General features: G+C 70.8%; 26 protein-coding genes and 1 pseudogene. 13 read left to right on the top strand and 14 right to left on the bottom strand.

Features of this window, described 5'->3' with window-relative positions:
* The first annotated feature begins 82 nt into the window (after positions 1-82).
* The 3 genes from leuC to FB558_RS18845 are packed head-to-tail and all read left to right on the top strand — an operon-like array spanning position 83 to position 3,006.
* Positions 83-1,555 (top strand): 3-isopropylmalate dehydratase large subunit, encoded by a 1,473-nt coding sequence (leuC, locus tag FB558_RS18855; protein WP_142055277.1) that lies wholly within the window; start codon positions 83-85, stop codon positions 1,553-1,555.
* 3 nt (positions 1,556-1,558) lie between these two features.
* Entirely contained in the window at positions 1,559-2,209 is a 651-nt protein-coding gene (leuD, locus tag FB558_RS18850; protein ID WP_142055275.1) for a 3-isopropylmalate dehydratase small subunit, read from the top strand.
* Positions 2,188-3,006 carry a GntR family transcriptional regulator gene (locus tag FB558_RS18845; protein WP_170231401.1) on the top strand — a complete coding sequence of 273 codons (819 nt, stop codon included), beginning with the start codon at positions 2,188-2,190 and terminating at the stop codon, positions 3,004-3,006. The genes leuD and FB558_RS18845 overlap by 22 nt, the downstream gene beginning before the upstream one ends.
* Positions 3,007-3,184: 178 nt before the next feature.
* Here FB558_RS18845 and FB558_RS18840 read toward each other — a convergent pair whose 3' ends face one another.
* The 5 genes from FB558_RS18840 to FB558_RS18820 form a co-directional block, all read right to left on the bottom strand.
* A complete protein-coding gene (locus tag FB558_RS18840) occupies positions 3,185-3,511 on the bottom strand; it encodes an alpha/beta fold hydrolase (RefSeq protein WP_170231400.1) in 327 nt (108 codons plus the stop codon).
* Between the two features lie 192 nt (positions 3,512-3,703).
* Positions 3,704-4,915: a cytochrome P450 gene (locus FB558_RS18835; protein WP_142055269.1), complete on the bottom strand. Its 1,212-nt coding sequence runs from the start codon at positions 4,913-4,915 to the stop codon at positions 3,704-3,706.
* Positions 4,881-5,315: a carboxymuconolactone decarboxylase family protein gene (locus FB558_RS18830; RefSeq protein WP_246106607.1), complete on the bottom strand. Its 435-nt coding sequence runs from the start codon at positions 5,313-5,315 to the stop codon at positions 4,881-4,883. The genes FB558_RS18835 and FB558_RS18830 overlap by 35 nt, the downstream gene beginning before the upstream one ends.
* A gap of 53 nt (positions 5,316-5,368) precedes the next feature.
* Entirely contained in the window at positions 5,369-6,184 is an 816-nt protein-coding gene (locus FB558_RS18825; RefSeq protein WP_142055265.1) for an SDR family NAD(P)-dependent oxidoreductase, read from the bottom strand.
* A gap of 116 nt (positions 6,185-6,300) precedes the next feature.
* A complete protein-coding gene (locus tag FB558_RS18820) occupies positions 6,301-6,951 on the bottom strand; it encodes a TetR/AcrR family transcriptional regulator (protein WP_142055263.1) in 651 nt (216 codons plus the stop codon).
* Between the two features lie 47 nt (positions 6,952-6,998).
* Between FB558_RS18820 and FB558_RS18815 the strand changes: the two genes are divergently transcribed.
* From FB558_RS18815 to FB558_RS18805, 3 genes are all read left to right on the top strand, one after another.
* Positions 6,999-7,472 carry a hypothetical protein gene (locus tag FB558_RS18815; protein ID WP_142055261.1) on the top strand — a complete coding sequence of 158 codons (474 nt, stop codon included), beginning with the start codon at positions 6,999-7,001 and terminating at the stop codon, positions 7,470-7,472.
* A 110-nt stretch (positions 7,473-7,582) separates the two neighbouring features.
* Positions 7,583-8,728 carry an amidohydrolase family protein gene (locus FB558_RS18810; protein WP_142055259.1) on the top strand — a complete coding sequence of 382 codons (1,146 nt, stop codon included), beginning with the start codon at positions 7,583-7,585 and terminating at the stop codon, positions 8,726-8,728.
* On the top strand, positions 8,725-8,976 hold the full coding sequence (locus FB558_RS18805; RefSeq protein WP_142055257.1) for a hypothetical protein: 252 nt from the start codon (positions 8,725-8,727) through the stop codon (positions 8,974-8,976). The genes FB558_RS18810 and FB558_RS18805 overlap by 4 nt, the downstream gene beginning before the upstream one ends.
* Positions 8,977-9,378: 402 nt before the next feature.
* Here the strand turns inward: FB558_RS18805 and FB558_RS18800 are convergent, their stop codons facing one another.
* From FB558_RS18800 to FB558_RS18790, 3 genes are read right to left on the bottom strand one after another with little or no spacing between them, the layout of a single operon-like run.
* Complete coding sequence (locus tag FB558_RS18800; RefSeq protein ID WP_142055255.1) at positions 9,379-10,575, bottom strand: thiolase family protein; 1,197 nt, start codon at positions 10,573-10,575, stop codon at positions 9,379-9,381.
* A gap of 12 nt (positions 10,576-10,587) precedes the next feature.
* The gene (locus tag FB558_RS18795) at positions 10,588-10,995 is read right to left on the bottom strand and encodes a Zn-ribbon domain-containing OB-fold protein (protein WP_142055253.1); all 408 of its coding nucleotides are present in this window, start codon (positions 10,993-10,995) and stop codon (positions 10,588-10,590) included.
* 21 nt (positions 10,996-11,016) lie between these two features.
* Positions 11,017-11,922: an alpha/beta fold hydrolase gene (locus FB558_RS18790; protein WP_142055251.1), complete on the bottom strand. Its 906-nt coding sequence runs from the start codon at positions 11,920-11,922 to the stop codon at positions 11,017-11,019.
* 139 nt (positions 11,923-12,061) lie between these two features.
* Between FB558_RS18790 and FB558_RS18785 the strand changes: the two genes are divergently transcribed.
* From FB558_RS18785 to FB558_RS45905, 3 genes are all read left to right on the top strand, one after another.
* Positions 12,062-12,979 (top strand): aldo/keto reductase, encoded by a 918-nt coding sequence (locus FB558_RS18785; protein WP_142055249.1) that lies wholly within the window; start codon positions 12,062-12,064, stop codon positions 12,977-12,979.
* A complete protein-coding gene (locus tag FB558_RS45910) occupies positions 12,976-13,311 on the top strand; it encodes a hypothetical protein (protein WP_142055247.1) in 336 nt (111 codons plus the stop codon). Before FB558_RS18785 ends, FB558_RS45910 begins: the two co-directional genes overlap by 4 nt.
* Before the next feature lie 69 nt (positions 13,312-13,380).
* Positions 13,381-14,094 carry a thioredoxin family protein gene (locus tag FB558_RS45905; RefSeq protein WP_142055245.1) on the top strand — a complete coding sequence of 238 codons (714 nt, stop codon included), beginning with the start codon at positions 13,381-13,383 and terminating at the stop codon, positions 14,092-14,094.
* 14 nt (positions 14,095-14,108) lie between these two features.
* On the opposite strand, the gene FB558_RS44620 is transcribed toward FB558_RS45905, so the two are convergent.
* The 6 genes and pseudogenes from FB558_RS44620 to FB558_RS18755 form a co-directional block, all read right to left on the bottom strand.
* The gene (locus tag FB558_RS44620; RefSeq protein ID WP_246106606.1) at positions 14,109-14,357 is read right to left on the bottom strand and encodes a hypothetical protein; all 249 of its coding nucleotides are present in this window, start codon (positions 14,355-14,357) and stop codon (positions 14,109-14,111) included.
* A gap of 19 nt (positions 14,358-14,376) precedes the next feature.
* Positions 14,377-14,688: pseudogene (locus FB558_RS45725) on the bottom strand (LLM class flavin-dependent oxidoreductase); the annotation flags it as partial.
* Between the two features lie 41 nt (positions 14,689-14,729).
* Complete coding sequence (locus FB558_RS45215; protein WP_281288646.1) at positions 14,730-14,864, bottom strand: hypothetical protein; 135 nt, start codon at positions 14,862-14,864, stop codon at positions 14,730-14,732.
* A gap of 47 nt (positions 14,865-14,911) precedes the next feature.
* Complete coding sequence (locus FB558_RS18765; RefSeq protein WP_142055243.1) at positions 14,912-16,582, bottom strand: thiolase C-terminal domain-containing protein; 1,671 nt, start codon at positions 16,580-16,582, stop codon at positions 14,912-14,914.
* A gap of 2 nt (positions 16,583-16,584) precedes the next feature.
* Positions 16,585-17,775 (bottom strand): type 2 periplasmic-binding domain-containing protein, encoded by a 1,191-nt coding sequence (locus FB558_RS18760; RefSeq protein WP_170231399.1) that lies wholly within the window; start codon positions 17,773-17,775, stop codon positions 16,585-16,587.
* A 226-nt stretch (positions 17,776-18,001) separates the two neighbouring features.
* On the bottom strand, positions 18,002-19,240 hold the full coding sequence (locus FB558_RS18755; protein WP_246106605.1) for a CaiB/BaiF CoA transferase family protein: 1,239 nt from the start codon (positions 19,238-19,240) through the stop codon (positions 18,002-18,004).
* 276 nt (positions 19,241-19,516) lie between these two features.
* Between FB558_RS18755 and FB558_RS18750 the strand changes: the two genes are divergently transcribed.
* The 4 genes from FB558_RS18750 to FB558_RS18735 are packed head-to-tail and all read left to right on the top strand — an operon-like array spanning position 19,517 to position 22,867.
* Positions 19,517-20,449 (top strand): SDR family oxidoreductase, encoded by a 933-nt coding sequence (locus FB558_RS18750; RefSeq protein ID WP_142055239.1) that lies wholly within the window; start codon positions 19,517-19,519, stop codon positions 20,447-20,449.
* A gap of 2 nt (positions 20,450-20,451) precedes the next feature.
* A complete protein-coding gene (locus FB558_RS18745; protein ID WP_142055237.1) occupies positions 20,452-21,309 on the top strand; it encodes a MaoC/PaaZ C-terminal domain-containing protein in 858 nt (285 codons plus the stop codon).
* Complete coding sequence (locus tag FB558_RS18740; protein WP_142055235.1) at positions 21,306-21,722, top strand: Zn-ribbon domain-containing OB-fold protein; 417 nt, start codon at positions 21,306-21,308, stop codon at positions 21,720-21,722. The genes FB558_RS18745 and FB558_RS18740 overlap by 4 nt, the downstream gene beginning before the upstream one ends.
* Positions 21,719-22,867: a thiolase C-terminal domain-containing protein gene (locus tag FB558_RS18735; protein ID WP_246106604.1), complete on the top strand. Its 1,149-nt coding sequence runs from the start codon at positions 21,719-21,721 to the stop codon at positions 22,865-22,867. Before FB558_RS18740 ends, FB558_RS18735 begins: the two co-directional genes overlap by 4 nt.
* The last annotated feature ends 24 nt before the right edge of the window (positions 22,868-22,891 follow it).

Here is a 22,891-nt window from a genome sequence, read left to right as displayed (position 1 = left end):
GTCGGCCGGCGTGACTGTGGTTGCCCCACGGCTTCCTTGCTCCTCGATTTGAGGAGCCTGTACTCTTGCCAGCATTGTCTCTATGTCCGTACAGACCGTCAACCCGGTGGTCGTGGGGGGCCACGTCGAGGAGCGGCACGTGACGCAGCTGAAGACGCTCTACGAGAAGATCTGGGACGACCACGTCGTCGACCGGCTCCCCGACGGCACCTGCCTCCTGGCGGTCGATCGCCAGCTGATCTACGAGGCCACGAGCCCGTCGGCCTTTCAGGGCCTCCGAGAGCGCGGGCGGAACGTACGCCGCCCCGGCGCGACGCTCGCGATGGCCGACCACACCGTCGCCACCAGGACCGACGCCACGCCGCGGCGCGGCTCGTTGCGGCTCATCGCCGAGCTTCGCAACAACTGCGCGGATATGAGCATCCCCTATATCGATATGGATGATCCGCGGCGCGGGATCGTCCACGTGGTGGGCCCCGAGCAGGGGTTCACGCAGCCAGGGCTCGTCATCGTCTGCCCGGACAGCCATTCGTCGAGCCATGGGGCACTCGGCGCACTCGCCTTCGGCATCGGGTCCTCCGAGCTGGAGCACGTCCTGGCGACGCAGACCCTCATGCAGAAGCCGTCGCGCACGATGCGGGTGACGATCGAGGGCCGGATCGACGAGCCGGTGAGCGCCAAGGACGTGGCGCTCGCCGTGCTCGGCGCGATCGGCGCAGGCGGCGGCATCGGGCACGCCATCGAGTTCGCGGGCGAGGCAGTCACCCGGCTGTCGGTTCCCGGCCGGCTCACGCTGTGCAACATGGCCGTCGAGGCCGGCGCGCGGTGCGGGCTGGTCGCGCCCGACGAGGTTACGTTCGACTGGCTCCGCGGGCGGCCGATGGCCCCGGAGGGCGAGCTGTGGGACTCCGCGCTCGCCCACTGGCGGACCCTGGACACCGACCGGGGGGCGGTCTTCGACCGGGACGTCCGGCTCGACGTCACCGGCCTCGCTCCCCAGGTCACCTGGGGTACCTCACCGGACGACGTGGTGCCGGTCGACGGCCGGGTGCCCGATCCGGCCTCCGCGCCGACCGCGGCGAAGGCAGCGAGCCGGCAGCGGGCGCTCACGTACATGGACCTCGCCCCCGGCACCCCGATCACCGACATCCCGGTCGACCGGGTCTTCGTCGGATCGTGCACGAACTCGCGCCTCGAGGACCTACGGGCCGCGGCGGCCGTCGCCCGCGGGCGACGGCTCGCACCCGGCGTCCACGGCATGGTCGTTCCGGGGTCCGGCCTCGTCAAACGCGCGGCAGAGGACGAAGGCCTCCACGACGTGTTCACCGAAGCGGGCTTCGAGTGGCGCGAGGCCGGGTGCTCGATGTGCTTCGCGAGCGCCAACGACAGCGTCGCGGCCGGGCAGCGGTGCGCCTCGACGTCCAACCGCAACTTCGAGAACCGGCAGGGTGCCGGCGCGCGCACCCACCTGGTCAGCCCGGCCATGGCCGTGGCGGCCGGCGTCGCCGGGCACTTCGTGGACGTACGCACGCTGCCCACCCTCGCCGGGCGGTGACGCGTGGAACCGTTCACCGTGCTCACCGCCGTCGCCGCTCCGCTGCCCTGGTCCGACGTCAACACCGACGACATCTTCCCCGGTCCCGGCGTCACCCCGGTGCGACACTGGCCCTCGGCGCGCGAGGTGCTCTCCGACCGGCACAAGATGGGTCCGAACGCGTTCGCGGCGCACCGCTACGCCGAGGACGGCACGCCGAACCCCGAGTTCGTGCTGAACCGGCCGCCGTACGACACGGCGGGGATCCTGATCGCCCGGGAGAACTTCGGATGCGGGTCGTCACGTGAGATGGCCGTCTGGGCACTCGTCGGAATCGGCCTGCGGTGCATCATCGCGCCCTCGTTCGGCGACATCTTCGCGGGCAACTGCGTCAAGAACGGTGTGCTGCCCGTACGGTTGGGCCACGATGTGGTCGAGCGCCTGCTCACCACCGCCGCGGAACGTCCCGATGGTCGCTTCACGGTCGATCTGCAGGAGTGCACCGTGACGGCACCCGACGACGCGCGACACGCCTTCGCGATCGGCGCATATCAGCGCGACGCGCTGTTGAACGGCCTGGACGAGATCGCGGCGACGCTGTCGCGGCTTCCCACCATCGACACCCACGAAGCGGCGTACCTCGCGCGGCGCCCGTGGCTGGGCGGCGGGTCGTGATCGGCGGTCTCGAGCGGGAGCTGGGCACCCCGCTGCACCACCAGCTGTCCACCGTGCTGCGCAGTGCCATCGCCTCCGGTCGCTACGGACCGGGCGATCAGATCCCCGGCGAACTCACCCTCATGCAGATGTACGACGTCTCCCGCGCCACGGTCCGCCGCGCCCTGCTCACGTTGGAGTCGGAGAAGCTCGTCGAGCGGCGGCCGGGCCGTGGCACCCGAGTACTGCGCAACCTGCCCATCGGCATGGCGCTGTCGATGGACGAGCACGTGCGCGGCATCGAGCGGGCCGCGGAGCACACCGCCGTCGATGTCCTGGAGTACGTCCGCGTGCCTGCACCCTACGAGGTCGCGAAGGCGCTGCAGCTCGACGATCTGACGGAGGTCCTCAAGATCACCCGTGTCCGGCGGCGGAACGACCAGCCGCTCCGGCACCTGACCAACTACCTCGAACCGTCGGTCGGAGACCTCCTGCGGGCCGACGACCTGCACGACCACACGCTGGTCGAACTGCTGCGACGCGCCGGACGCGTCGTCCACCGGGCCGTCGACGAGGTCGGGGCGACCGTCGCGGACGCCCCGGTCGCCGCCGCGCTGCGCGTGCGCGTGGGCGACCCCCTCCTCCAGATGGCTCGGGTCATGTTCGACGCCGGCGGTGCGCCGCTCGCGTACCAGTGGACGCTCGTCTCCCCTGACCGCTTCCGGATGCGGGTCGTGATCAGCGGCGCTGATGACGCGGCAGTATCCCCGGTGGCCGACTACTCGACGTTCGCACCGCTCACCGAGCCCCATCCGTAGTGGCTCTGCGTTCCGCGACGATACCGGCAGGAGAGCAGTTGCCTGACCTGATCGGGTACCAGGCGGAAGTTCCGGACCGCCTGCTCCCGGCTGGGGTAGACGCGCAGCGGCCCGAGCGCGCGCCGGTCACGGGCCGCGGCCTCCTCAGGAGGGAGCTCGCGCACCGTGGTGTCGACGATCACCGCGCCGCCCAGCTCCGAGCCGAGAAGCCGCGCCGCCGTGAATGTGACGGGCCCCCCATGCTGTGCCCGACGACGACGGGAGCCGGCGCCGCCGGCGTGGGCCACGGCGAGGACCCCTCCGCCCAGCAGGCCCGGCTGTACTCCGGACGGCGGCCCGAGTCGCCGTGGCCTGTCAGGTCGAGTGCGACGACCCGCCGGAGGGTCGCGAGCAACGGACCGATGTAGTCCCACCAAGGGCTGTGCGCGCCGCCGCCGCGCACGAGCACGAGCACGAGCGGGCCCGCCGCGCCCCACGCACGGAAGCGCGCCGGGGCGTTCGCCACCTCGACCTCAGCAACCTCGACCGGAGCGGCCAGAGCATCGGTGAACCATGACGGCACGCTGTCGACGACGAGACGAGTGTAACAATTCGCGTTGTAGCGGGAGCAGCGGAACCGTTCCCGATCCTCGGGATCAGTGGTTGGTGAAGGCCGCATCGACCGGCAGGACGATCCCGGTGACCTAGCGGGAGTAGGTCACCAGGTCACCGGCAACGACTCAACGCCGTAGACGACATGGTGCGGGCGGAACGGGATCTCCTCGAACGGCCCCCCGAGTGCCAGGTCCGGGAAGCGGCGCAGGAGCGCCGGCAGCGCGACCCGCAACTCGGCGCGGGCCAGCGGCGCCCCGAGACAGTGGTGCGGCCCGTAGCCGAACGCGACATGCGCCCCGGGCTTGCGGGTGAGGTCGAGGGTGTCCGGCTCGTCCAGGAATCGGGGGTCGCGGTTGGCCGGGGACAGCGCGAACAGCACCTTCTCGCCCGCCCGGATCGTCGTCCCGCCGATCTCGACATCGGTGGTGGCGGTACGGGGGATGCCGGAGTGCGCGACGGACAGGAACCGCAGCAACTCTTCGATCGCCCCGTTGAGAGCGACGGGCTCGTCGAGGTGTTCGCGCAGCCACACCAGCTGGTCGGGGTGAGTGACCAGGGCGATCGTGGTCATAGCCAGCATGTTGGCGGTGGTCTCGTGGCCTGCGGTGAGCAGCAGACCCGCGATGTTGGTCAGCGCGTCGGCATCGAGATCGTCCGCGTGATCGCGCACCAACATGCCCAGGATGTCCTCGCCCGGGTCGGCCTGCGCGCGCTCGACCAGCCCGCGCATGTAGACCAGCCCCTCACGACTCAGCCGGGAACGCTCCTCTGCCGGCAGCGAGGTGTCGGTCTGCCGCGACGTGCGTTCCTGGAAGCCGGCACGGTCCGCGTATGGGACGCCCAGCAGCTCGCAGATCACCAGGGACGGGATCGGCAGCGCGAAGTTCGGCACCAGGTCCGCACCCGGCCCGAGTCGCTCCACCAGGTCCAGGTGCTCATCGACGATCTCGCCGATCCGAGGCTCGAGGGCACGGATCCGACGCATCGTGAACTCCGGAGTGAGGAATCGCCGCAGCTGGGTGTGCTCCGGCGGGTCGAACGCGAGCAGCTGCCCCTTCCGCATCCGCTCCAGCTCCTCGGCGGACAGACCCCCGGCTGCCTCCGACCCACCGGCGAGCATTGTCGCTGCGTTCGAGAACCGCTCCGAGTCGCCGAGCACCGCGCGGACGTCCTCGTAGCGAGTGACCAGCCACGCCTCGCCGGAGCCGAGGGTGATCCGAGTCGGAGCCACCTCTCCGCTCTCGCGCAGTGCGACCGCCTCCGCGGCGGGGCCGAGCCCGTCACGGGCCATGTACAGCGGGACCGTCTCCGACATCTTCTCCTCGATCCTTACAGTTGCAGCCATCAGACACGCCCAGGTCCGCGCCGCCCTGGTGGTCGTCGCCGAGCACTCGCCGACCGACGGCCCGCGCGCGGCCGGCCATTGGGAAGCCCACGTAGCCGGTGGCGTGGTATACGACTTCTTCGAGCTCGCCGACCGTGAGCCCGTTGCGCCTGGCGGCGTCCAGGTGGATGGCGAGTTCCTCCTCGGCCCCGAGGGCGATGAGGATGCCGAGGGTGACCAGGCTGCGAGCACGGTGGTCCAGACCGGGTCGGGTCCACAGACCCCCGAAGGCGTGGGTCAGAGCGAACTCGCCGATCTCCCCGGCGAACTGCCCCTCCATCGCGTTCTCGCCGTCCGGTCCGATCATCTGTTCGGCGATCTCGGGGAGCATCTCGCGGACCACGCGTACGCCCTCGGCACGACGGTCGGTCATCTGCTCCCCCTCTACGTCCGCGGCAGGCCCAGAGCCGAGCCGCCGTCGACGGGCAGGATCGCCCCGGTGACGAACGCGGCTTCCGCACTGGCCAGGAACAGTGCTGCATTGGCGACGTCCCAGCTGGTGCCCTGGTGGCCCATCGGGATCATCGCCGCGCGTTGGGCCGCCACCTGCTCTCGAGGCGTTCCCGAGGCGCGGGCAACGTCGTCGACGCCCATGGGGGTATCGATCATGCCCGGTGCGATGACGTTCACCCGCACCCCGGCGGCGGCGTTCTCCAGTGCCAGCGAGCGTCCCATCGAGTTCACCGCCGCCTTCGCGGTCGTGTAGGCGATCGTGGCGCCGCCGGCCAGCCCTCCCGCCAGCGAGGAGATCAACACGACCGATCCCCCGCCGGCCTCACGCATCACGGGAATGACGTACTTGCACACCAGCCACATGCCGGTGAGGTTGACGTCGAAACCGTGTTGCCAGTCCGCCAGCGACAGCTCGTCGCTGTTGCCCCGCGGGACGATCCCGACGTTGTGGTGCAGCACGTCGATCCGACCCAACACGTCGACCGCCGCACCCGGCAGGGCGGCGCAGTCGGCCTCGTCGGTGATGTCGGCCCGGCGCGCGGTCGCCGTACCACCAGCGGCCCGGATCTCGTCGACGGTGTCGCGTGCCGAGCCCTCGTCGAGGTCCACGACGAGGACCTTCGCGCCCTCGCGGGCGAACGTCAGGGCGGTGGCCCGACCATTGCCCACCGTCGGCCCCGGGGTCTGGCCGCCGCCGATCACCACGGCACCCTTGCCTGTCAGCCGCGTCCCCGTGGTGGAGCTCATGAATCACTCCTCTCACTAAACAACTATAAATATACACGCGTTAAGCGGACGGGCACGGAGCGGCCCTGCTCCCGCCACGAGACTGTTCCCGCCCCGGACGACTCGGACCGGTGAAATCAGCGTCGCCTTGCGACAGCAACGAGCGAGGCGACCAGACGGTCGACGAACTCGGTCATGCCGCTACCGGCGGATCGTGGCCACACCGCCGATAGCGTCGGGTCGAGCGCGAGGCGTCCGTGCACCGAAGCCCACACGAAGGTGGCGGCGTCGTCCTCGTCCTGGGTCAGCTCGATGCCGCGCTCGCGCAACCGCTCCACCGCCGCCCGCCACTGGGCGGCGAGCGCGGCGGCGCCCTCACCCGAAGCACCGGGCACGATCCAGCGCAACATCAACCGGAACTGGCCGCGGTGCTCGCCGGCAAAGCGGCAGTAGGCGTGCGCCTGCGCCGCGAGGGCCGCCGCCGGATCGTCGTCCGCCGCACGGGCGCGGGCATCCGCCTCCCGCATCGCAGCCAGCAGGCGCGCGAAGCCGTCGGCGACAGCGGCCTCACCGAGCTCCTCCTTGGTCGCGAAGTGCCGGTAGATCGCCGGCGCAGTGACTCCGGCCTCCCGCGCTACCTCCCGCAACGACACCGGCAGCGGCGCCATCCGCGCATCGTCGGACACCAGCCGCGCCAGGGCCTCGAGGACCTCCTCACGCAACCGGTCACCCTGCCCTCGCACGTTGCGCTCCCGCGAGCGCTGCGACGGACCGTTGGTGGTCGTCATGACCCCAGCCTGCCAGCACACATCACGGCAGATCGAGAGTTCAATCCGTGATGAGCCTGCCCTCGACGAGGAGAGCCGCCGCTTCGAGCGCAGCCGCGTCGCGTTCTGCCGAGGCGTTGACGGAGAGCTCGGTGGCTGCCCCGCATCAGGGCCATGAGGGCGACGACGGAGGCGTCGTCCACGATACGGGGATCGATGGCCGTACGGAACCGCGCGACGAGGTCAGCAACGAGCGCCCGCTGGTTGGCGAGCACCTGCCAACCAGCTCGACCAGCGCGATCCCCTGTCAGCTGGCCCGTACCGTGGGTGTGCAGACCCGTCTACTGCTCGGCGACTTTGTCGAAGTCCTCCCTGAAGATGCAGCCACACCCGCGTGGCGATCAAAGCAGTCTCCGCGCCCGACCTCCGACGTTGGTCGCGGTGAACATCGACGTCATGATCGCGGTGGCGATGTCGGACAGCCACGCCGCACCACCGGCAGGCATCCCGTAAGCCTTGCGGTGAATGAGTTTGATGATTAATATCTGTGCTGCACGTCACCTGAGTGTCCGTTCCCGGGCCGGTCGTCGCGCTCGGTCGTCCACGGCCGAGCGCAACGATTCCGCGGCCCGACGATCAGGGGAGAGCATCAATGCCGTTGCAGCCCTACATGAAGCTGCTCTCGACCGACGACCACCTCATCGAGCACCCGAGGGTCTGGTCCGACCGGCTCCCGGCGAAGTACCGCGACGCCGGGCCGCAGATCGTCGAGCAGCGGATGGCCGAGGGCCAGCCCCCGGCCCAGGTCTGGAAGTACGAAGACCGGATCTACCCCTACATCGGCCTCAACGCGGTCGCGGGCAAGAAGCCCGAGGAGTTCGGCGTCGAACCGATCCGCTACGACGACATGATCCCGGGCTGCTACGACCCCAAGGCCCGGCTGGCCGACATGGACATCGACGGCGTCTGGGGTGCCATCAACTTCCCTTCCTTCCCGCGGTTCGCGGGCACCGTCTTCCTGGAGGGCGAGGACAAGCAGCTCGCGCTGCTGTCGGTCCAGGCGTGGAACGACTTCATGCTCGACGAGTGGTGCGCCACGGCGCCCGACCGCTTCATCCCGATGGCGATCCTGCCGCTCTGGGACGCTGACGCGTGTGTGCAGGAGATCCACCGCACCGCCGCCAAGGGCGCCAAGTGCGTCGGCTTCCCCGAGAACCCCGTGCCGCTCGGCCTGCCCTCGTTCCACTCCGACCACTGGGAGGGCGTCTTCTCCGCGCTGGAGGAGACCGACATGCCGATGTGCCTGCACTTCGGCACCTCCGGGCAGGCGCCCTTCACCGCCGACGACGCCCCCTTCGCGGTCGCGATCGCCCTGTTCGGCTGCAACTCGATGTACGCGACGGCGGACCTGCTCTTCTCGCCCGTGTTCCACCGGCACCCGAATCTCAAGGTCGGGCTCTCCGAGGGCGGCATCGGGTGGATCCCGTACATGCTCGAGCGCATCGACGGCACCTGGGAGCGGCACCGCTACTACCAGAACGTCAACCAGTCCGTGCGCCCCTCGGACCTGTTCCGCAAGCACGTCCACGGCTGCTTCATCGACGACTTCTTCGGCGTCGAGAACCGCCACCACATCGGGGTCGACAACATCACCTGGGAGTGCGACTACCCGCACTCGGACTCCTACTGGCCGCACAGCCGCAAGCGCGCCGCAGAGGCCTTCCGGAACGTCCCCGACGAGGAGGTCCAGCGGATGGTCGAGCACAACGTGCGCAGGCTCTACAACTTCCCGGCATGACCGAGGCGCGCAGCGAACGACCGGTCGGCGCGCGCCCGCCGGAGGAGCGCTCCGACTGGACAGAGCAGGATCTCCTCACCGTCGACGAGGCCCTGCCCCGGCTCCTGGACGCCATCGCGGAGGCCGAGCGAGATGCCGGCGCGGTGACGGATCCGGAGGAGCGGCGCACTGCCGAGCGCAGGCTCGCGGCGATGCACGAAGCGCGCGGCCAGCTCGAGGCGAACCGCGCAGCGCGCAGGAGCCGATGAGCTGGACCTGCCCCGCTCCGTTCGCGGGGCGGGGCAGGTCAGCTACGTGGGCGCCTGCCGGCACGGCGACGTCGCCCCAGCCCATCGCGGTGGAGCGCACGCGTTCGTTCCCGAAGGCCATCTGCAGTTGGCCTGCGTCGGTCGGGTCGTTCGAGTACTACGCCCAGCCGTCGATGCCATTCGGCGCGATGCCCGCGTCTTCGCACGCTGCCTTCATTGCCTCGACGACGAGCGCAGGTGCCCGCGGTGTGCGTGCTCACCGCGCTTGCCGTACTTCGTGTGTCCGATCCCGACGACGGCTGCGCGATCGCGCAACCAGATTCCTTCGCTCATCCACGAACCTCGCTCGGCGACGATGTGGATGAAGCTCGCGATCGCATTCGGCCGTGGCCGGCCTCCGGCTCACGCGGCCGACTTCTCGAGGACGTGGATCCCGCAGGCGGAACCGAGCCCGATCACGTGTGCGAGGCCGACCTTGGCGTTCTCGATCTGCCGCGGCCCCGCCTCGCCGCGCAGGTGGGTGGCGACCTCCCAGATGTTCGCGATGCCGGTGGCGGCGATCGGGTGCCCCTTCGACTGCAACCCGCCCGAGACGTTCACCGGGGTCCGGCCGTCGCGCCACGTCGCACCGGAGGCGAAGAAGTCGACCGCGCCGCCGGGCTCGCAGAGCCCGAGGTTGTCGTAGTGCACCAGCTCGGCGGTGGCGAAGCAGTCGTGCAGTTCGACGAGGTCGAGGTCCTCCGGGCCGACACCCGCCTGTTCGTAGGCCTGCGTGGCCGCGGAGCGGGTCAACGTGTTGACGTCGGGAAGGACCTGGCACGCCTCCTGCCACGGGTCGCTGGTCAGTACCGACGCGCTGATCTTGACCGCGCGGCGCTGCTGCTCCAGCGACAGCGTGCGAAGCCTGCTCTCGCTCACCACCACCGCGGCCGCCGCGCCGTCACAGTTGGCCGAGCACATCGGCCGGGTGTTCGGGTAGGCGATCATGAGGTCGTTCATGATCTCGTCGAGCGTGAAACGCTTCTGGTACGCCGCGTTCGGGTTGAGCGTGGAGTGCGCGTGGTTCTTCTCGGAGATCCGGGCGAAGAGTTCGAAGTCCGCGCCTCCGTAGCGGTGGTCGTACTCCATCCCGATCTGGGCGAACACGCCGGGCATGGTCTCGGTCCCGACGCGGCCGTCGAGCGGGGCGACCGCGCCGTACCGGCCCGACGGGGCCCAGGTGTCGCCGTCGTCGGCCCGCGAGCCGCCCGCGAGCAGACCCGCGCCCGCGATCTTCTCCACACCGACGGCGAGGCCGATGTCGGTTTCGCCCGCCTTGATCGCCATCATCGCAACGCGCAGCGCGGTGGCGCCGGTCGCGCAGGCGTTGGCGACGTTGAACACCGGGATGCCGGTCTGCCCGATCTGTTTCTGCAGGGCCTGGCCGGTGACCCTGCCCATCAGGTTGCCGAAGCCGAGCACGCCGACGTCCTTGATCGTGACGCCGCCGTCGCGCAGCGCCCCGATCGCCGCCTCGGACGAGAGGTCGAGGATGTCCTTGTCCTTGTGCTTGCCGAACCTTGTCATGTGGATGCCGAGGATCCACACGTTCTCCGCCATAGTCGGATCTCCTCAGTTCGCCGGCTCGAAGCCGTAGCCGACCGCCTCGACGCCCGCGGCGTCGACCCCGATCGACATCGTGGTGAGGCGCACCGGCATCCCGAGGTTCACGTGCTCCGGGTCCGGCGGGGTGTTGACGACGTTGCCCTTCACGCTCGTCCCGTCGCAGTCCACGATCCCGGCGACGAACGGAACCTGCACGCCCGCGGCGGCGGAGTGGACGATGGTGAAGGACCGCAGGGTGCCGGTCGTGGGGATGTCCACGGCGTGGAACTCCTGCAGTCCACAGCTCGCGCACGCGCTGCGCCGGTCGAAGTACCGCGCCCCGCAGGTCGTGCACTCCTGGGCGACCAGATGCGGCTCGTCCCCGAGTACGAGGTAGTCCACCAGCGGAACCCGGTCCACGTCGACCTCCGGCATCAACAGTAATATGATTGAACTTTAATTCTGAGGCGTCGCCGAGGCGAGCGCCGAACGGATGATCCCGGCGAGAGCCAGCGGTTGGTCGCTCTGCACCGAGTGCCCGGCCGCCGGCACCACATGCACCTCGGCTCCCGGGCGACGGAGCCGGAACTCCTCGGCGTCCTCGTCGGAGACGAAGGCCGAGTCCCCGCCTCGCACGAGCGTCATCGGGACGGTCGCCGCGCCGAGGTCCGCCCACAGCGGCGTGTAGTCGCCCGGTCCGCCCTGGCGGTCGTAGCGCCACTCCCACCGGCCGTCGGCGCGTTGCCGGCTGTTGTGCACCACGCCGCGGGCGAGCGAGGACCGCGGCCGCTGCGGCGCCGCCGCGACCGCGCGCTCGACCATCTCCTCGCGGGTCGCGAACACCCCACCGTCGCCGATGAGCGCGGTCGTGCCGCGCTGGGCCCGGCTCATCGCGGGGGTGCGCCGCAGGACCGAGGGCGTGACGTCGACGACGACCGCGCGCCGGACCACGTCCGGGGCGGCGGCGGCCAGCCGGATGGTGGTCAGGCCGCCCAAAGACATCCCGACCACGACCTCGGCCTGCGGCGCCCACCGACGCACCGCGGGGGCGACGGCCTCCGCGGCCGCCCAGGGACCGTAGTCGCGGTCGGCGCGCCAGTCCGAGTGCCCGTGCCCCGGCAGGTCGACCGCCAGCGCGGGGATGCCGAGCGCCAGGACAACAGTGTCCCAGGTGTGGGCGTTCTGCCCACCGCCGTGGAGGAACACCGCTCGCGGAGCGGCATCACCCCACCGGAGCGCGCTCACCCGACGCCCGTCCCCGACATCGGTGCCCTCCCGCCGCACGGCGGGTGGCCCGGTCCAGGCCAGTCCGACCTCGGCCGCGTTGTCGGCCAACATCGAGAACTCGTCGTCCGCGCCCATCCGTCCTCCCGACCGCCGCACGGCCCGCTCCGGGTGCTGCCGTGCGCGTACTTGCCAGGCTAGGGGAAACAAGTATGGTCAGGTCAATGATATGACGATATAAATCGATGGCCGCCGGAACAGCGAGAGGACGGGACGGATGACCGACCCCGAGGGCGGCTCCCACCGCCTCACCGACGAAGTGGGCACGGTTCGCATCGGCGACCGCGACGTGCGACGCCTCGGCTTCGGCGCGATGCGGATCTCCGGAGCGCGGACGCCCGACGGCGTCCGCGACCGCGCGACGGCGATCGCGCTCGTCCGCGGCGTCCACGACCACGGCATGCGCTTCCTCGACGCCGCCAACATCTACGGGTACGGCGAGTGCGAGGAGATCATCGCCGAGGCTCTGCACCCCTACCCCGACGACCTGCTGATCGGCACGAAGGCGGGGTTCGAACCCGGAAAGCTGCGGCCGGGAATGACATCCCTGCCCCCGCTCGGGCGCCCCGAGCACATCCGCCAGGAGTGCGAGAAGAGCCTGCGCAGGCTCCGGCTGGACTGCATCGAGTTCTATCAGGTGCACGTGCCCGACCCGGCCGTGCCCTACGCGGAGACCGTCGGCGCGTTCGCCGACCTGCAGCGCGAGGGCAAGGTGTGCCACATCGGCGTGAGCAACGTGGACCTCCCGCAGCTCGAGGTCGCCCGGGGCGTCTGCGAGGTCGTGGCGGTGCAGAACCGGTACAACGTGGCCGAGCGCCGATCGGAACCGGTGCTCGACCGGTGCGAGGAGCTGGGCATCCCATTCATCCCGCACACCCCGCTGGTGCGCGACGCCCCCGTCGTGACGGCGGTCCTGCAGGAGGTGGCAGGCGAGCTCGCGGCCTCGCCGCGGCAGGTCGCCATCGCCTGGCTGCTCGCACGCTCCCCCGTCATGGCACCCATCCCGGGCACCAGCGACCTTGCGCACGCCCTCCACAACGTGGAAGCCGCGCGCGTCACGCTCACGTCCGCGCAGTGGGAACGGCTCGACTCGGCCGCCCGCGGCACCACCGACCAGGAAGCTCGCGTCTCATGATCATCGACTCGCTCGACATCAACCCGGCGGAGTTCGGCAGGGGAACCGGATGGGAGATCAAGCCGCAGGGCGCGTGCAAGGCCGAGATCTGCGTCCCGCTCGGCCCGACGGACGGGTTCGACGTCATCGCCACCACCGAACGCCTCGGCATGGCCCTCGTGCGCGACGAACGTGCCGGGCTGTGGGCGATCGGGCCCGAGACGCTCGGCGACAAGGCGCTCGTCAGCGCGGAGGCGCCCGAGCTCGTCCTGGAGGATCTCTCGGGCGACGAGTTCCACCTCTCCTCCCTGCGCGGGCAGAAGGTCGTGCTCGTCGCGTGGGCGCCCTATTGAGGCTGTGCCTTTGACCTGCCCGGGTGGCAGGCTTTGCGCACGGAGCTCCATCCCACCGGACTCGAGGTGGTGACCGTCTCCCTCGAACTGAGCGGGCCGGACGCCTCTCGCCCCTACATCGAGGCCGCCCGTCCCGAGCACCCGTCCCTTCTCGACCCGACCCACCGGATGGATGCGCTCTTCGGCGTCGTGAACATCCCGAACGTGGTGTGGATCGACGAGGACGGGATGATCGTCCGCCCGCCTGAGGCGGGGTGGCCCGGCGGCGACCAGCACCTGCCGCCGGACATGATGGCGTCGATGCCGAAGCTCGGCCGCGCCCCTAACGCCCCGCCCCGTCCTGAACGCGGCGCGGGACAGGCGTTCGTCGCCGGTGGTCAGGACCGGACGGCCTACCCCGACGCCATCCGCGACTGGGTCGCGAGCGGCGCCGAGAGCCCCTACACGCTAACCCCTGACGAGGTCGTCGCGCGATCGCGGCCACGCCCGCTCGAGGAGTCGGCCGCCGCTGCCCACTTCGAACTGGCGAACGCGCTGTGGCACCGGGGCGAGCGTGACCTCGCCATCGCACATTTCGCCGAGTGCCACCGCCTCCAACCCGACAACTGGACCTACCGGCGGCAGGCGTACTCCCTCGTCGGCAACGAGCGCGCCGGCGGCGCGTACGGCCGGTTCGTCCAGGGACCGCTGCGGGGCGAGGAGGACGACTGGCCCTTCGACTCCGACTTCCAGTCGGAAGCAGCACAGCTCAGGGAGGGCGAGTACTACCCGAAGACCCTGTAAGGAATGCGCCGGCACTACAGCTTCCGGAGCACCTCCTCGGTGTACCGGGTCATGCCGTCGAGCGCGTCACGCGAGCTGCGCCAGGGACGGCAGATCACCCGGTCCACACCCATCTCGTCGAGGCGACGCAGGAGGTCGAGGTCCTCGAGGTCCCCGACCCGGCCGTCGACGGTGATCGCGATCCGGTCCTCGCGGCCCGCCGCCTCCCGCATCCGCTCGAGGTCGGCGATGGCCGTGGGGAGCGCCTCGGCGGGGGTGTTCATCGGGATCCAATCCCGAGCCGAACCGGACGGCGCGCCGCTTGGCCGCTCTCCCGTCCCCGCCGACGAGGATCGCCGGGCCGGGCTGCTGCGGCGGCTTCGGGTTGAACTTCACGGGCGGGAACCGCCAGAACGCGCCCTCGTGCGCGATCACGTCCTCCTCGGCGGACCAGAGGCGGGAGCACACCTCCAGTGCCTCGTCCACGCGCCGGCCACGGGTCCGGAAGTCGAGCTGAACGGCGTCCCACTCCTCTTCCAGCCAGCTCGCGCCGATGCCGAACTCGAACCGGCCGCCGACGCGCATGTCGAGCGTCGTGACGGCCCGCGCGGTCACGAACGGGTGCGAGCCACCGAAGCGAGGGCGACGAAGACGTCCTAGGCGGGCACATCGGCGGTGATCGGCGGCTCGCTGTGCCCGGTCTGCGGGCTGCCGGTCATCGCGACCGGCAGCACGAGGTGCTCGGGCAGCCACAGCGACTCGAACCCGAGCCGCTCGGCCTCCTGAGCCACCGTCCCCCAGTGATTCCAGCTGACCGCCGAGAGCGGAAGACCGAACCTCATGCCGAGCGCAGGAGCATGGCCCCGGACGGCACGCCACCCCCCGCGGAAACCGCGGCGACCCGGGCGTTCTCGACCTGGCGACCGGTGGCCTCGCCCCGCAGCTGCAGGACGGCTTCCCGGAGGAAGCCGTAGCCGTGCAGCCGGCCCGCGGAGAGCTGGCCACCGTGGGGGTTGAGCGGCAGGCGTCCGCCCAGCGCGATCCCGCGGCCACCGTCGACGAAGTCGGTCGCCTCGCCGTACCCGCAGAACCCGAGGCCCTCCAGCCACGACAGCGCGTTGAAGCTGAAGCCGTCGTAGAGCAGGGCGACGTCCACGTCGTCGGGGCGCAGCGCCGTGCGGCTCCACAGGTGCTTCGACGGGCCGAGCGACTGGGGCAGGTGGGTCAGGGTGTCCTGATCCCAGGACAGCCGCTCCATGATCTGCGTCCCGCACGCCTCGACGAGCACCGCGGGCTTGGGCCGGTCCGCGACGGTGTCGGCGGCGGAGACGATGCAGGCGACCGAGCCGTCGACGGGGACGTCGCAGTCGAAGAGCCCGAACGGGCTCGAGACCATGCGGGCGGCGTAGTAGTCCTCGATCGTCATGGGCTCGCGGTAAACGGCCTCCGGGTTGCGGACGGCGCCGTCCCGGGCCGTCACCGCGATCCACCCGAGCACGTCGCGGTCGACGCCGTAGTGGTGCATGTAGTAAGAGGCCTGGCAGGCGATCCAGTTCGCGGCCGACGACGCCCCGAACGGTAGGCGGAACTCGGCCATCCCGCTCGCCCTGCCCTGCGGCGGGCGCCAGCGTCCGGTGCGCTGCATGTGCGAGTGCGAGGCCTGCCAGACGGTGCGGTAGCAGAGCACGTGCTTGCACAGCCCGGCCGCCACCGCGAGCATCGCCGTCATCACCGAGCCGAGCTGGCCGGGTATCTCCGAGCCGCCGTTGACCCAGGTCGGATGGATCCGCAGCGCCTCCTCGACCCCACTGAGGCCGCCCTCCGAGAACCCTCCCTCCAACTGCGGACCCGGGTACGTCGAGAGCCCGTCGATGTCGGAGAGCTCCAGGCCCGCGTCCGCCACGGCCTCCAGGCAGGCGTCGACGGTGAGGGAGACCGGATCGATCATCAGGCGGCGACCGACGCGCGACTGCCCCACGCCGGTGATCGCCACCTTGTCCTCGTACTTCTCCGTGCGCGCCATTGGCCGGAGCGCGACTCCGACGTCGCGGGGCTGCGGAACCGGACCCGGCTCGCCCGCGGCGTCCGGGTCCGGTTCGAACAGCGGCAGCCAGACGTCCTCGGCCCGCTCGAACACGACCTGCACGCGCATGCCCACGTGCACCGACGCGGGGTCGCAGCCGACCATGTTGGTGGTCAGCCGGACGTCGGGGTCCTCGTCGAGGGCGACGATCGCGACGACGTAGGGCGGCGGGAATCCGGGCAGCCACGGTTGCTCGTTCACCGTGAACCCCGCGACCACGGCCTTGCCCGAGACCTCCGACATCTCGATGTCCCGTCCCCGGCACCGGGCGCAGATCGGCAGCGGAGGGTGCATCCGCTTGCCGCACGTGCGGCAGCGCGCCACCCGTAGCCTGCCGTCCGCGCCCGAGTGCCAGAAGGGTTCGGTGGCCAGCGTCGGCTGCGGAGCGATCCGTGTGACGCTCGTGTGTCCGATCACGTCGGTCATGGTCAGGAACCTTCCTGCCCGGGCCGCCGCGGGAGCAGGATCTCCTCGTAGAAGCGGTCGACGAACGGCTTCAGATCAAGGTTGGCAACGTCGAAGTCGGCCACCGTCAGCCAGGACGTGTCGGCGGGATAGCCGAGCTCTTCGGTCACGATCCGCCACCACTTGTCGTACAGCGCCTTGTGCTGCTCGACCGCCGCGGTGCCGTCGTCGGTCAGCCCCTGAGCCTCCAGCTCAGCGGCGCCCTCCTCCTCGGCCTGGGAGTAGTAGGCCTCGATGGCGCGGGTGGTCTCCGGGTCGAACTCGGCGAGCTCCATGCCCCCGTCGCGGGAAACCTGCATCGACTCGACGATGTCGCCGTACGCCGCTCTCATCATCATCTCGAGCATCTGCGGTTGGGTGTCCCAGAGCAGCTGCTGGGCGGCCAGCGGCAGCTGCTCCCACCGGTCCCGGCTCATGCCGAACCCGGTTGGCGTCTCCCCGAAGTCCCCTGCCGGCTGGGTCCCGAAGACCCAGCTGTCGACGACGTCGACGTAACCGCCGGTGAGATGCGCACCGATCGAGTTGACCGCACAGTCGACGACACCCCGTTGCAAGCCCTGGAACAGCTCGCCGATCACCAGTGACACCGGGGTCATCCCGAGCGTCTCCGCCAGTGGCACGTACGACGGCGACGACACACGCACCCGTTTGCCCTGCAGTTCGGCCAAGCTGGTCGGGGCGGGGCCACGACACTGCAGCTTGACGTCGTGGCTTGGTGTGTAGAGCGGGTACAAGGAGAAGACCCCGAGCGCCTCGCCCTCCGCCTGCAGCGGCGCGAACGTCTGCCCGAACTCGGCCTGCGCGGCGAAGGCCGCCATCCGACCCGAGATCGGGTGCGGTTGACCGTAGATCGACATGCCGCCGATCGCGTTGGCCACCGGCCACTCGTCCGGCTGGTAGGCGGGGATGTACATCCCCAGGTCGACACGGCCCTGGCCGAGCCCGTCGGCCATCTTGTCGAGCGAGACCTTCGCGCCGGCGTAGTCGTGCTCGAAGGTGATCTTGCCGCCGGACATCTGGGTGACGAGGTTCGAGTACTCCACGTATGCGTCCACGGTGCCGGTCCCCGGCCCCGTGGTGTGCCCGCCGAAGAGCAGGGTGACCGGCTCCATGTCGGCCAGGGCCTCGGCGTAGGCCGCGGTGCCGGCGCCCACGGGAACGTTCTCACCGCCCGCGGACTCTGCGCCCGTGCCGGACTCCGCACCGGGAGGTGCGCACGCGGCTACGGCGAGCGCTGCGGCAACGACGGGAGCGAGCAGGCGGAGGGGACGTCGGGTTCGAGCAGAACCGAGCTTCATCGCTCATTCCTTCCGGGCATCTTCGTGGGGATGGACAGGCGTAGCTCCGCAGCACCGCGGACGGCGCTGGCGCGGGCCTCTCCTACGTGACCGCCCCCGCGACCTTCAGCGCGATCAGTTCGTCGTCCGTGCGACCGAGCTCGCGCAGGATCTCGTCGGTGTGCTCGGCGAACAGCGGAGCCCGCGTCAGCTGTGGCGCCGTCCGGTCGAACTGCACCGGGTTCGCCACCAGCTCACGCCGCACCCCCTCGGCGTCGACGACCTCGGCGATCTGACCGAGTGCGCGCAGCGAGACGTCGTGGCCGACCTCCCAGGCGTCCTGGACGACCGCCCACTGCCCCTCCATGCCCTCGAAGGCGGCCACCCACTCGTCCTTCGTCCGCCCGCCGATGATCTCCGCGACGATCGCGCCCGCTTGGGGGGCGTTCGCCATCAGCTTCTCCGCGGAATCGAACCGGTCGTCCTCGACGAGCTCCTCGCGGCCGACGACCCGGCAGAACTCGGGCCAGTAGCGGCCGGGCTGCAGCATCGTGAGCATCAGCCAGCGGTCGTCCGACGTCCGGTACGCCCCGGTCAACGGATTGCTCGCGGCGCCGTGCTTCGACGGCGCCTGCTTGGGCAGCGGCCCGCCCGCCATCAGCGCCAGGTTCGTCGCGAACTGGGTGCTCCACGCGCCAACGCCCAGCAACGAGACGTCCACGATTGGTGCCTCCCCGGTGCGCGCGCGAGCGAACAGCGCTGCCGCGATCCCGCCCGCGATGGTCATGCCGCCCATCGAGTCGCCGTAGGCGCCCGTCGGCATCGGCAGGAACACGTCGGACCCGGGGGGCGTGACCAGCTCGCCGCTGCCGCCTCGCGCCCAGAACGCCGTGCTGTCGTAGCCGCCCTTGTCCGCCTCCGGACCCGTGTGGCCGAACCCGGACCCCAGCGTGTAGACGATGTCGGGGTTGATCGCGCGGATGTCTTCGACGTCGATGCCCAGCTTCGCCCGGGCGCGCGGCAGGAAGTTCGTCAGGAACACGTCCGAGCGGCGGACCAGCTGGTGCAGCACCTCCTTCGCCTCCGGCTTCTCCAGTGCGAGGCCGATGGAGCGCTTGCCACGATTCGGGCCCTCCATGATCGGGACGAACGACGACCCCTTCGTGACCTGGTCCTGTCCGGTGACCTTGACGAGGCCGCGCTGGGCGTCGCCCTTCTCGGCGTGCTCCACCTTGATGACCTCGGCGCCCCAGTCCGCCAGCACCGCGCCGGCCGCGGGGACGAACGTGAACTGGGCGACCTCCAGGACGCGGATCCCGTCCATCGGCTTCGACATCGTCATCGACTTCGCCCTCGCTTCCGGTGCACCGGTGCACGCGTGGTCTGGAGTTTCCGGGGGTGCGGGTGCAAGAGTTACCTGATCCGACTGATTGCCCCGACTAGCATGAAGCGTCGACCGAGACGTGGCCCGTGTCAAGAGGCGTGCCGCAAGGCGCCCTGTAAGCCTTACGGTATGTCCTCCCGTAGCTTCCCAATGGGGGTTATGCGGTATCTAATACACAGGGTCCATCTCGATGCGGCTCGGCACTGCGGCCGCGCGACGACGGGAGTGCGCACCATGTCGGAGACGAGCCGCCCGCTGGCGGACAGGGTCGCGATCATCACGGGCGCGGGTCGCGGGATCGGACGCGAGCACGCGCTGGCGTACGCCCGCGCAGGTGCGGCGGTCGTGGTGAACGACCTCGGAGGCGGCGGCGACGGCACCGGGGGATCCACCGGTCCTGCCGCCGACGTCGTCGCGGAGATCGAGGCGGAAGGTGGCTCGGCCGTCAGCAACGGCGACGACATCTCCCGGCCCGAGAGCGCCGCACGGTTGGTGCACACGGCGGTCGAGGAGTTCGGGCGCCTCGACGTCCTGGTCAACAACGCGGGAATCCTGCGCGACAAGACGCTGCTCAACACCTCGCTCGAGGACTGGGAGGCCGTGCTCGGCGTGCACCTGCGCGGCACGTTCCTCACCAGCCAGGCCGCCGGCCGCTACTGGCGCGACCGCGCCAAGGAGAGCGGCCCCGTCGACGCGCGGATCATCAACACCTCGTCCGGCAGCGGACTGTTCGGCAACTTCGGACAGTCGAACTACGCCTCGGCGAAGGCGGGTATCGCGTCGCTGACGATCGTCACCTCGTTGGAGCTCGGCCGCTACGGGGTCACCGCCAACGCCATCGCACCGGTGGCGAAGACCCGCCTGCTCGCGTCGACCGGCCGCATCGAGGAGACGGTCTCGGAAGGCTTCGATCCCTACGACCCCAAGCACGTCTCGCCCCTCGTGGTGTGGCTGGGCAGCCCGGAGTCCCGCGACGTCACAGGCAGGGTCTTCAGCGTGGTGGGCGGCTACGTCGGCGTCGTCGAGGGCTGGCACATCGGCCCCACCCTGCACCACGAAGGCCCGCTGACCTTCGACGAGATCTCCAAGGAGCTCCCCGAGGTGCTCGCGGCGGCGCGTCCCAACGCCACCCCTCGCGAGTCGCACCCCTACGCACGGGAGAGCTGAGCATGCCGCTCGACCTCGGCGTCGTCGGCGCCCGCACCGAGCCCTGGACCGTCGAGTGGGATTCGAAGGACGCCCTCCTCTACGCCCTCGGGGTGGGGGCGGGCGCCGAGGACCCCGCGCAGGAGCTCGCCCTGACCACGGAGAACACCGAGGGAGTGGCGCAGCAGGTGCTGCCGACGTTCCCGGTCGTGCTCGGCAGCGGCGGGCCCCGTCTCTCCTACGGCGACATCGACCTGAGCAAGCTGGTCCACGCGGAGCAGTCGATCGTGCTGCACCGGCCGCTTCCGGTGACCGGCCGGGCGACGATGACCCGCGGTATCGACGGCATGTACGACAAGGGCAGCGGCGCTCTGGTCACCATGAGCTCCTCGCTCGTGGACGCCGAGACCGGCGAGCCGCTCGCCGACATGACCAACGGCGCGTTCATCCGCGGCGAGGGCGGTTTCGGCGGCGATCGCAGCCCGACCGAGACCTGGGCGGTGCCGGACCGGGAGCCCGACGCCGAGGCACGCCAACGCACCCGGATCGACCAGGCACTGCTCTACCGGCTCAGCGGCGACCGCAACCCGCTGCACTCCGACCCCGCGTTCGCCCGTCGCGGCGGCTGGCCGCGCCCGATCCTGCACGGGCTCTGCACGTTCGGCTTCGTGGGCAGGGCGTTGCTGCACGCCGCGGCCGGATCGGACCCCGTGCGGTTCCGGTCGATGCGCGCGCGGTTCTCCCGACCCGTCATGCCAGGGGACGAGCTGGTCACGCGGTTCTGGTTCGACGGCACCACCGTCCTGTTCCAGACCAGGGTCGGTGACCAGGTCGTACTCGACCGCGGGGTTGCCGAGGTGGAGAAGGACGGCACGACGTGAGCGGTCGCTCCGTACCGGTCCTCACCCCGGAGACGTCGGTCTACTGGGAGAAGGCGGCGCAGCGCGAGCTGTGGCTGCCCCGCTGCGGGGCGTGCGAACGCACCTTCTTCCCGCCCCGGGCGCACTGCCCGCACTGCGCGGCCGAGGACGTCCGCTGGTACCGGGCGAGCGGGACGGGCACCTTGGCGTCCTACGTCATCAGCCACCGGCCGGCTCCGGGGTACGGGGACGACGTCCCGTACGTCATCGCGCTCGTCGACCTGCCGGAGGGACCACGGTTGACCACCAACCTCCTGGGCGTCGAGGCTCGTCCGGAGGCCCTGCGCGTCGGCCTGCCCCTCGAGGTCGGCTTCGAGCAACGCGGCGACGTCGTCCTGCCGCAGTTCCGCGTGGTCACGGGAGCGGGACGGTGACCGGGAGCGTGACCGGGACCGCCGTCATCGCGGGAGCCGCCGAGTCCGCCCGCATCGGCGTCGTGCCCGACGAGTCGGCACTGCGGCTGGGCACGGGCGCCGCGCTCGCCGCGCTGCGCGACGCCGGACTCGGCCTTGCCGACGTGGACGGCGTCGCGAGCACGCTCCAGACGGTCGAGCTCGCGCACCATCTCGGGGTCCGTCCCCGCTGGTTGGACGGCACGAACGTCGGCGGCTGCTCGTACATGCTGCACGTACGGCACGCCGTGGCTGCGCTACGGACGGGCCAGGCGTCGGTCGTGCTGGTGGTGCACGGCCAGTCCGGCCGCTCCCGGGTCGGCGAGAGCGGCGTCCCGCCCGGACCGTCGAGCGTGCCGGGCCAGTTCGAGCGGCCCTATGGTGTGGCCGGGACGTTCTCCCTGTTCACGCTGCCGGCGATGGCCTACCTCAGCGCGCACGGCCTCGGCGAGGCCGAGCTCGCGGAAGTGCCCGTCGCACAGTCGCGGTGGGCCTCGCGAAACCCGCGTGCGTTGCGTCCCGGCCTGCTCACCGTCGACGACGTGCTGTCGTCGAAGACGATCGCCTGGCCGTTCCGCGTGCTGGAGTGCTGCCCGCTGACCGACGGCGGCGGGGCACTCGTTCTGACCACGGCAGAGCGTGCCGCCGACCTCGCCCTCGCTCATCCCGCGGTGGTCGTCGCCGGCAGCGGGGAGGCCTGCGAGGGGCCCGGACCGTCGTTCATGGACGACCTCACGACCTTCCGCGGCTTCCGCGACGCCTCGGCCGAGGCGCTGCGCGAGGCCGGTGTCAGTACCGACGACGTGGACCACCTGATGGTCTACGACGCGTACGCCCACCTGCCGCTCTACGGGCTCGAGGACATCGGGTTCGTCGGCAAGGGCGAGGCCGCCGAGTTCATCCGCAGCGGTGCGACGAGCCCCGGTGGGGCCCTCCCGATGAACACCAACGGGGGCGGACTGCTCTACACCCACACCGGCATGTACGGGATGTTCGCCCTGCAGGAGGCGGTGCGCCAGCTCCAGGGTCGCGCCGCCGCCCAGGTGCCCGACGTGCGCACGAGCCTGGTGCAGGGCGTCGGCGGCATGTTCGCCGCCGCCGGCACCGTCGTGCTCCAGCGTTCCTGAGACCCGCCCCGCCCCACCGAGGAG

The sequence above is a fragment of the Pseudonocardia kunmingensis genome (genome assembly GCF_006716445.1).
Taxonomy (GTDB): Bacteria; Actinomycetota; Actinomycetes; order Mycobacteriales; family Pseudonocardiaceae; genus Pseudonocardia; species Pseudonocardia kunmingensis.
The sequence above is the reverse complement of the archived record's forward strand: the minus strand, read 5'-3'. Positions and strand labels throughout refer to the sequence as shown.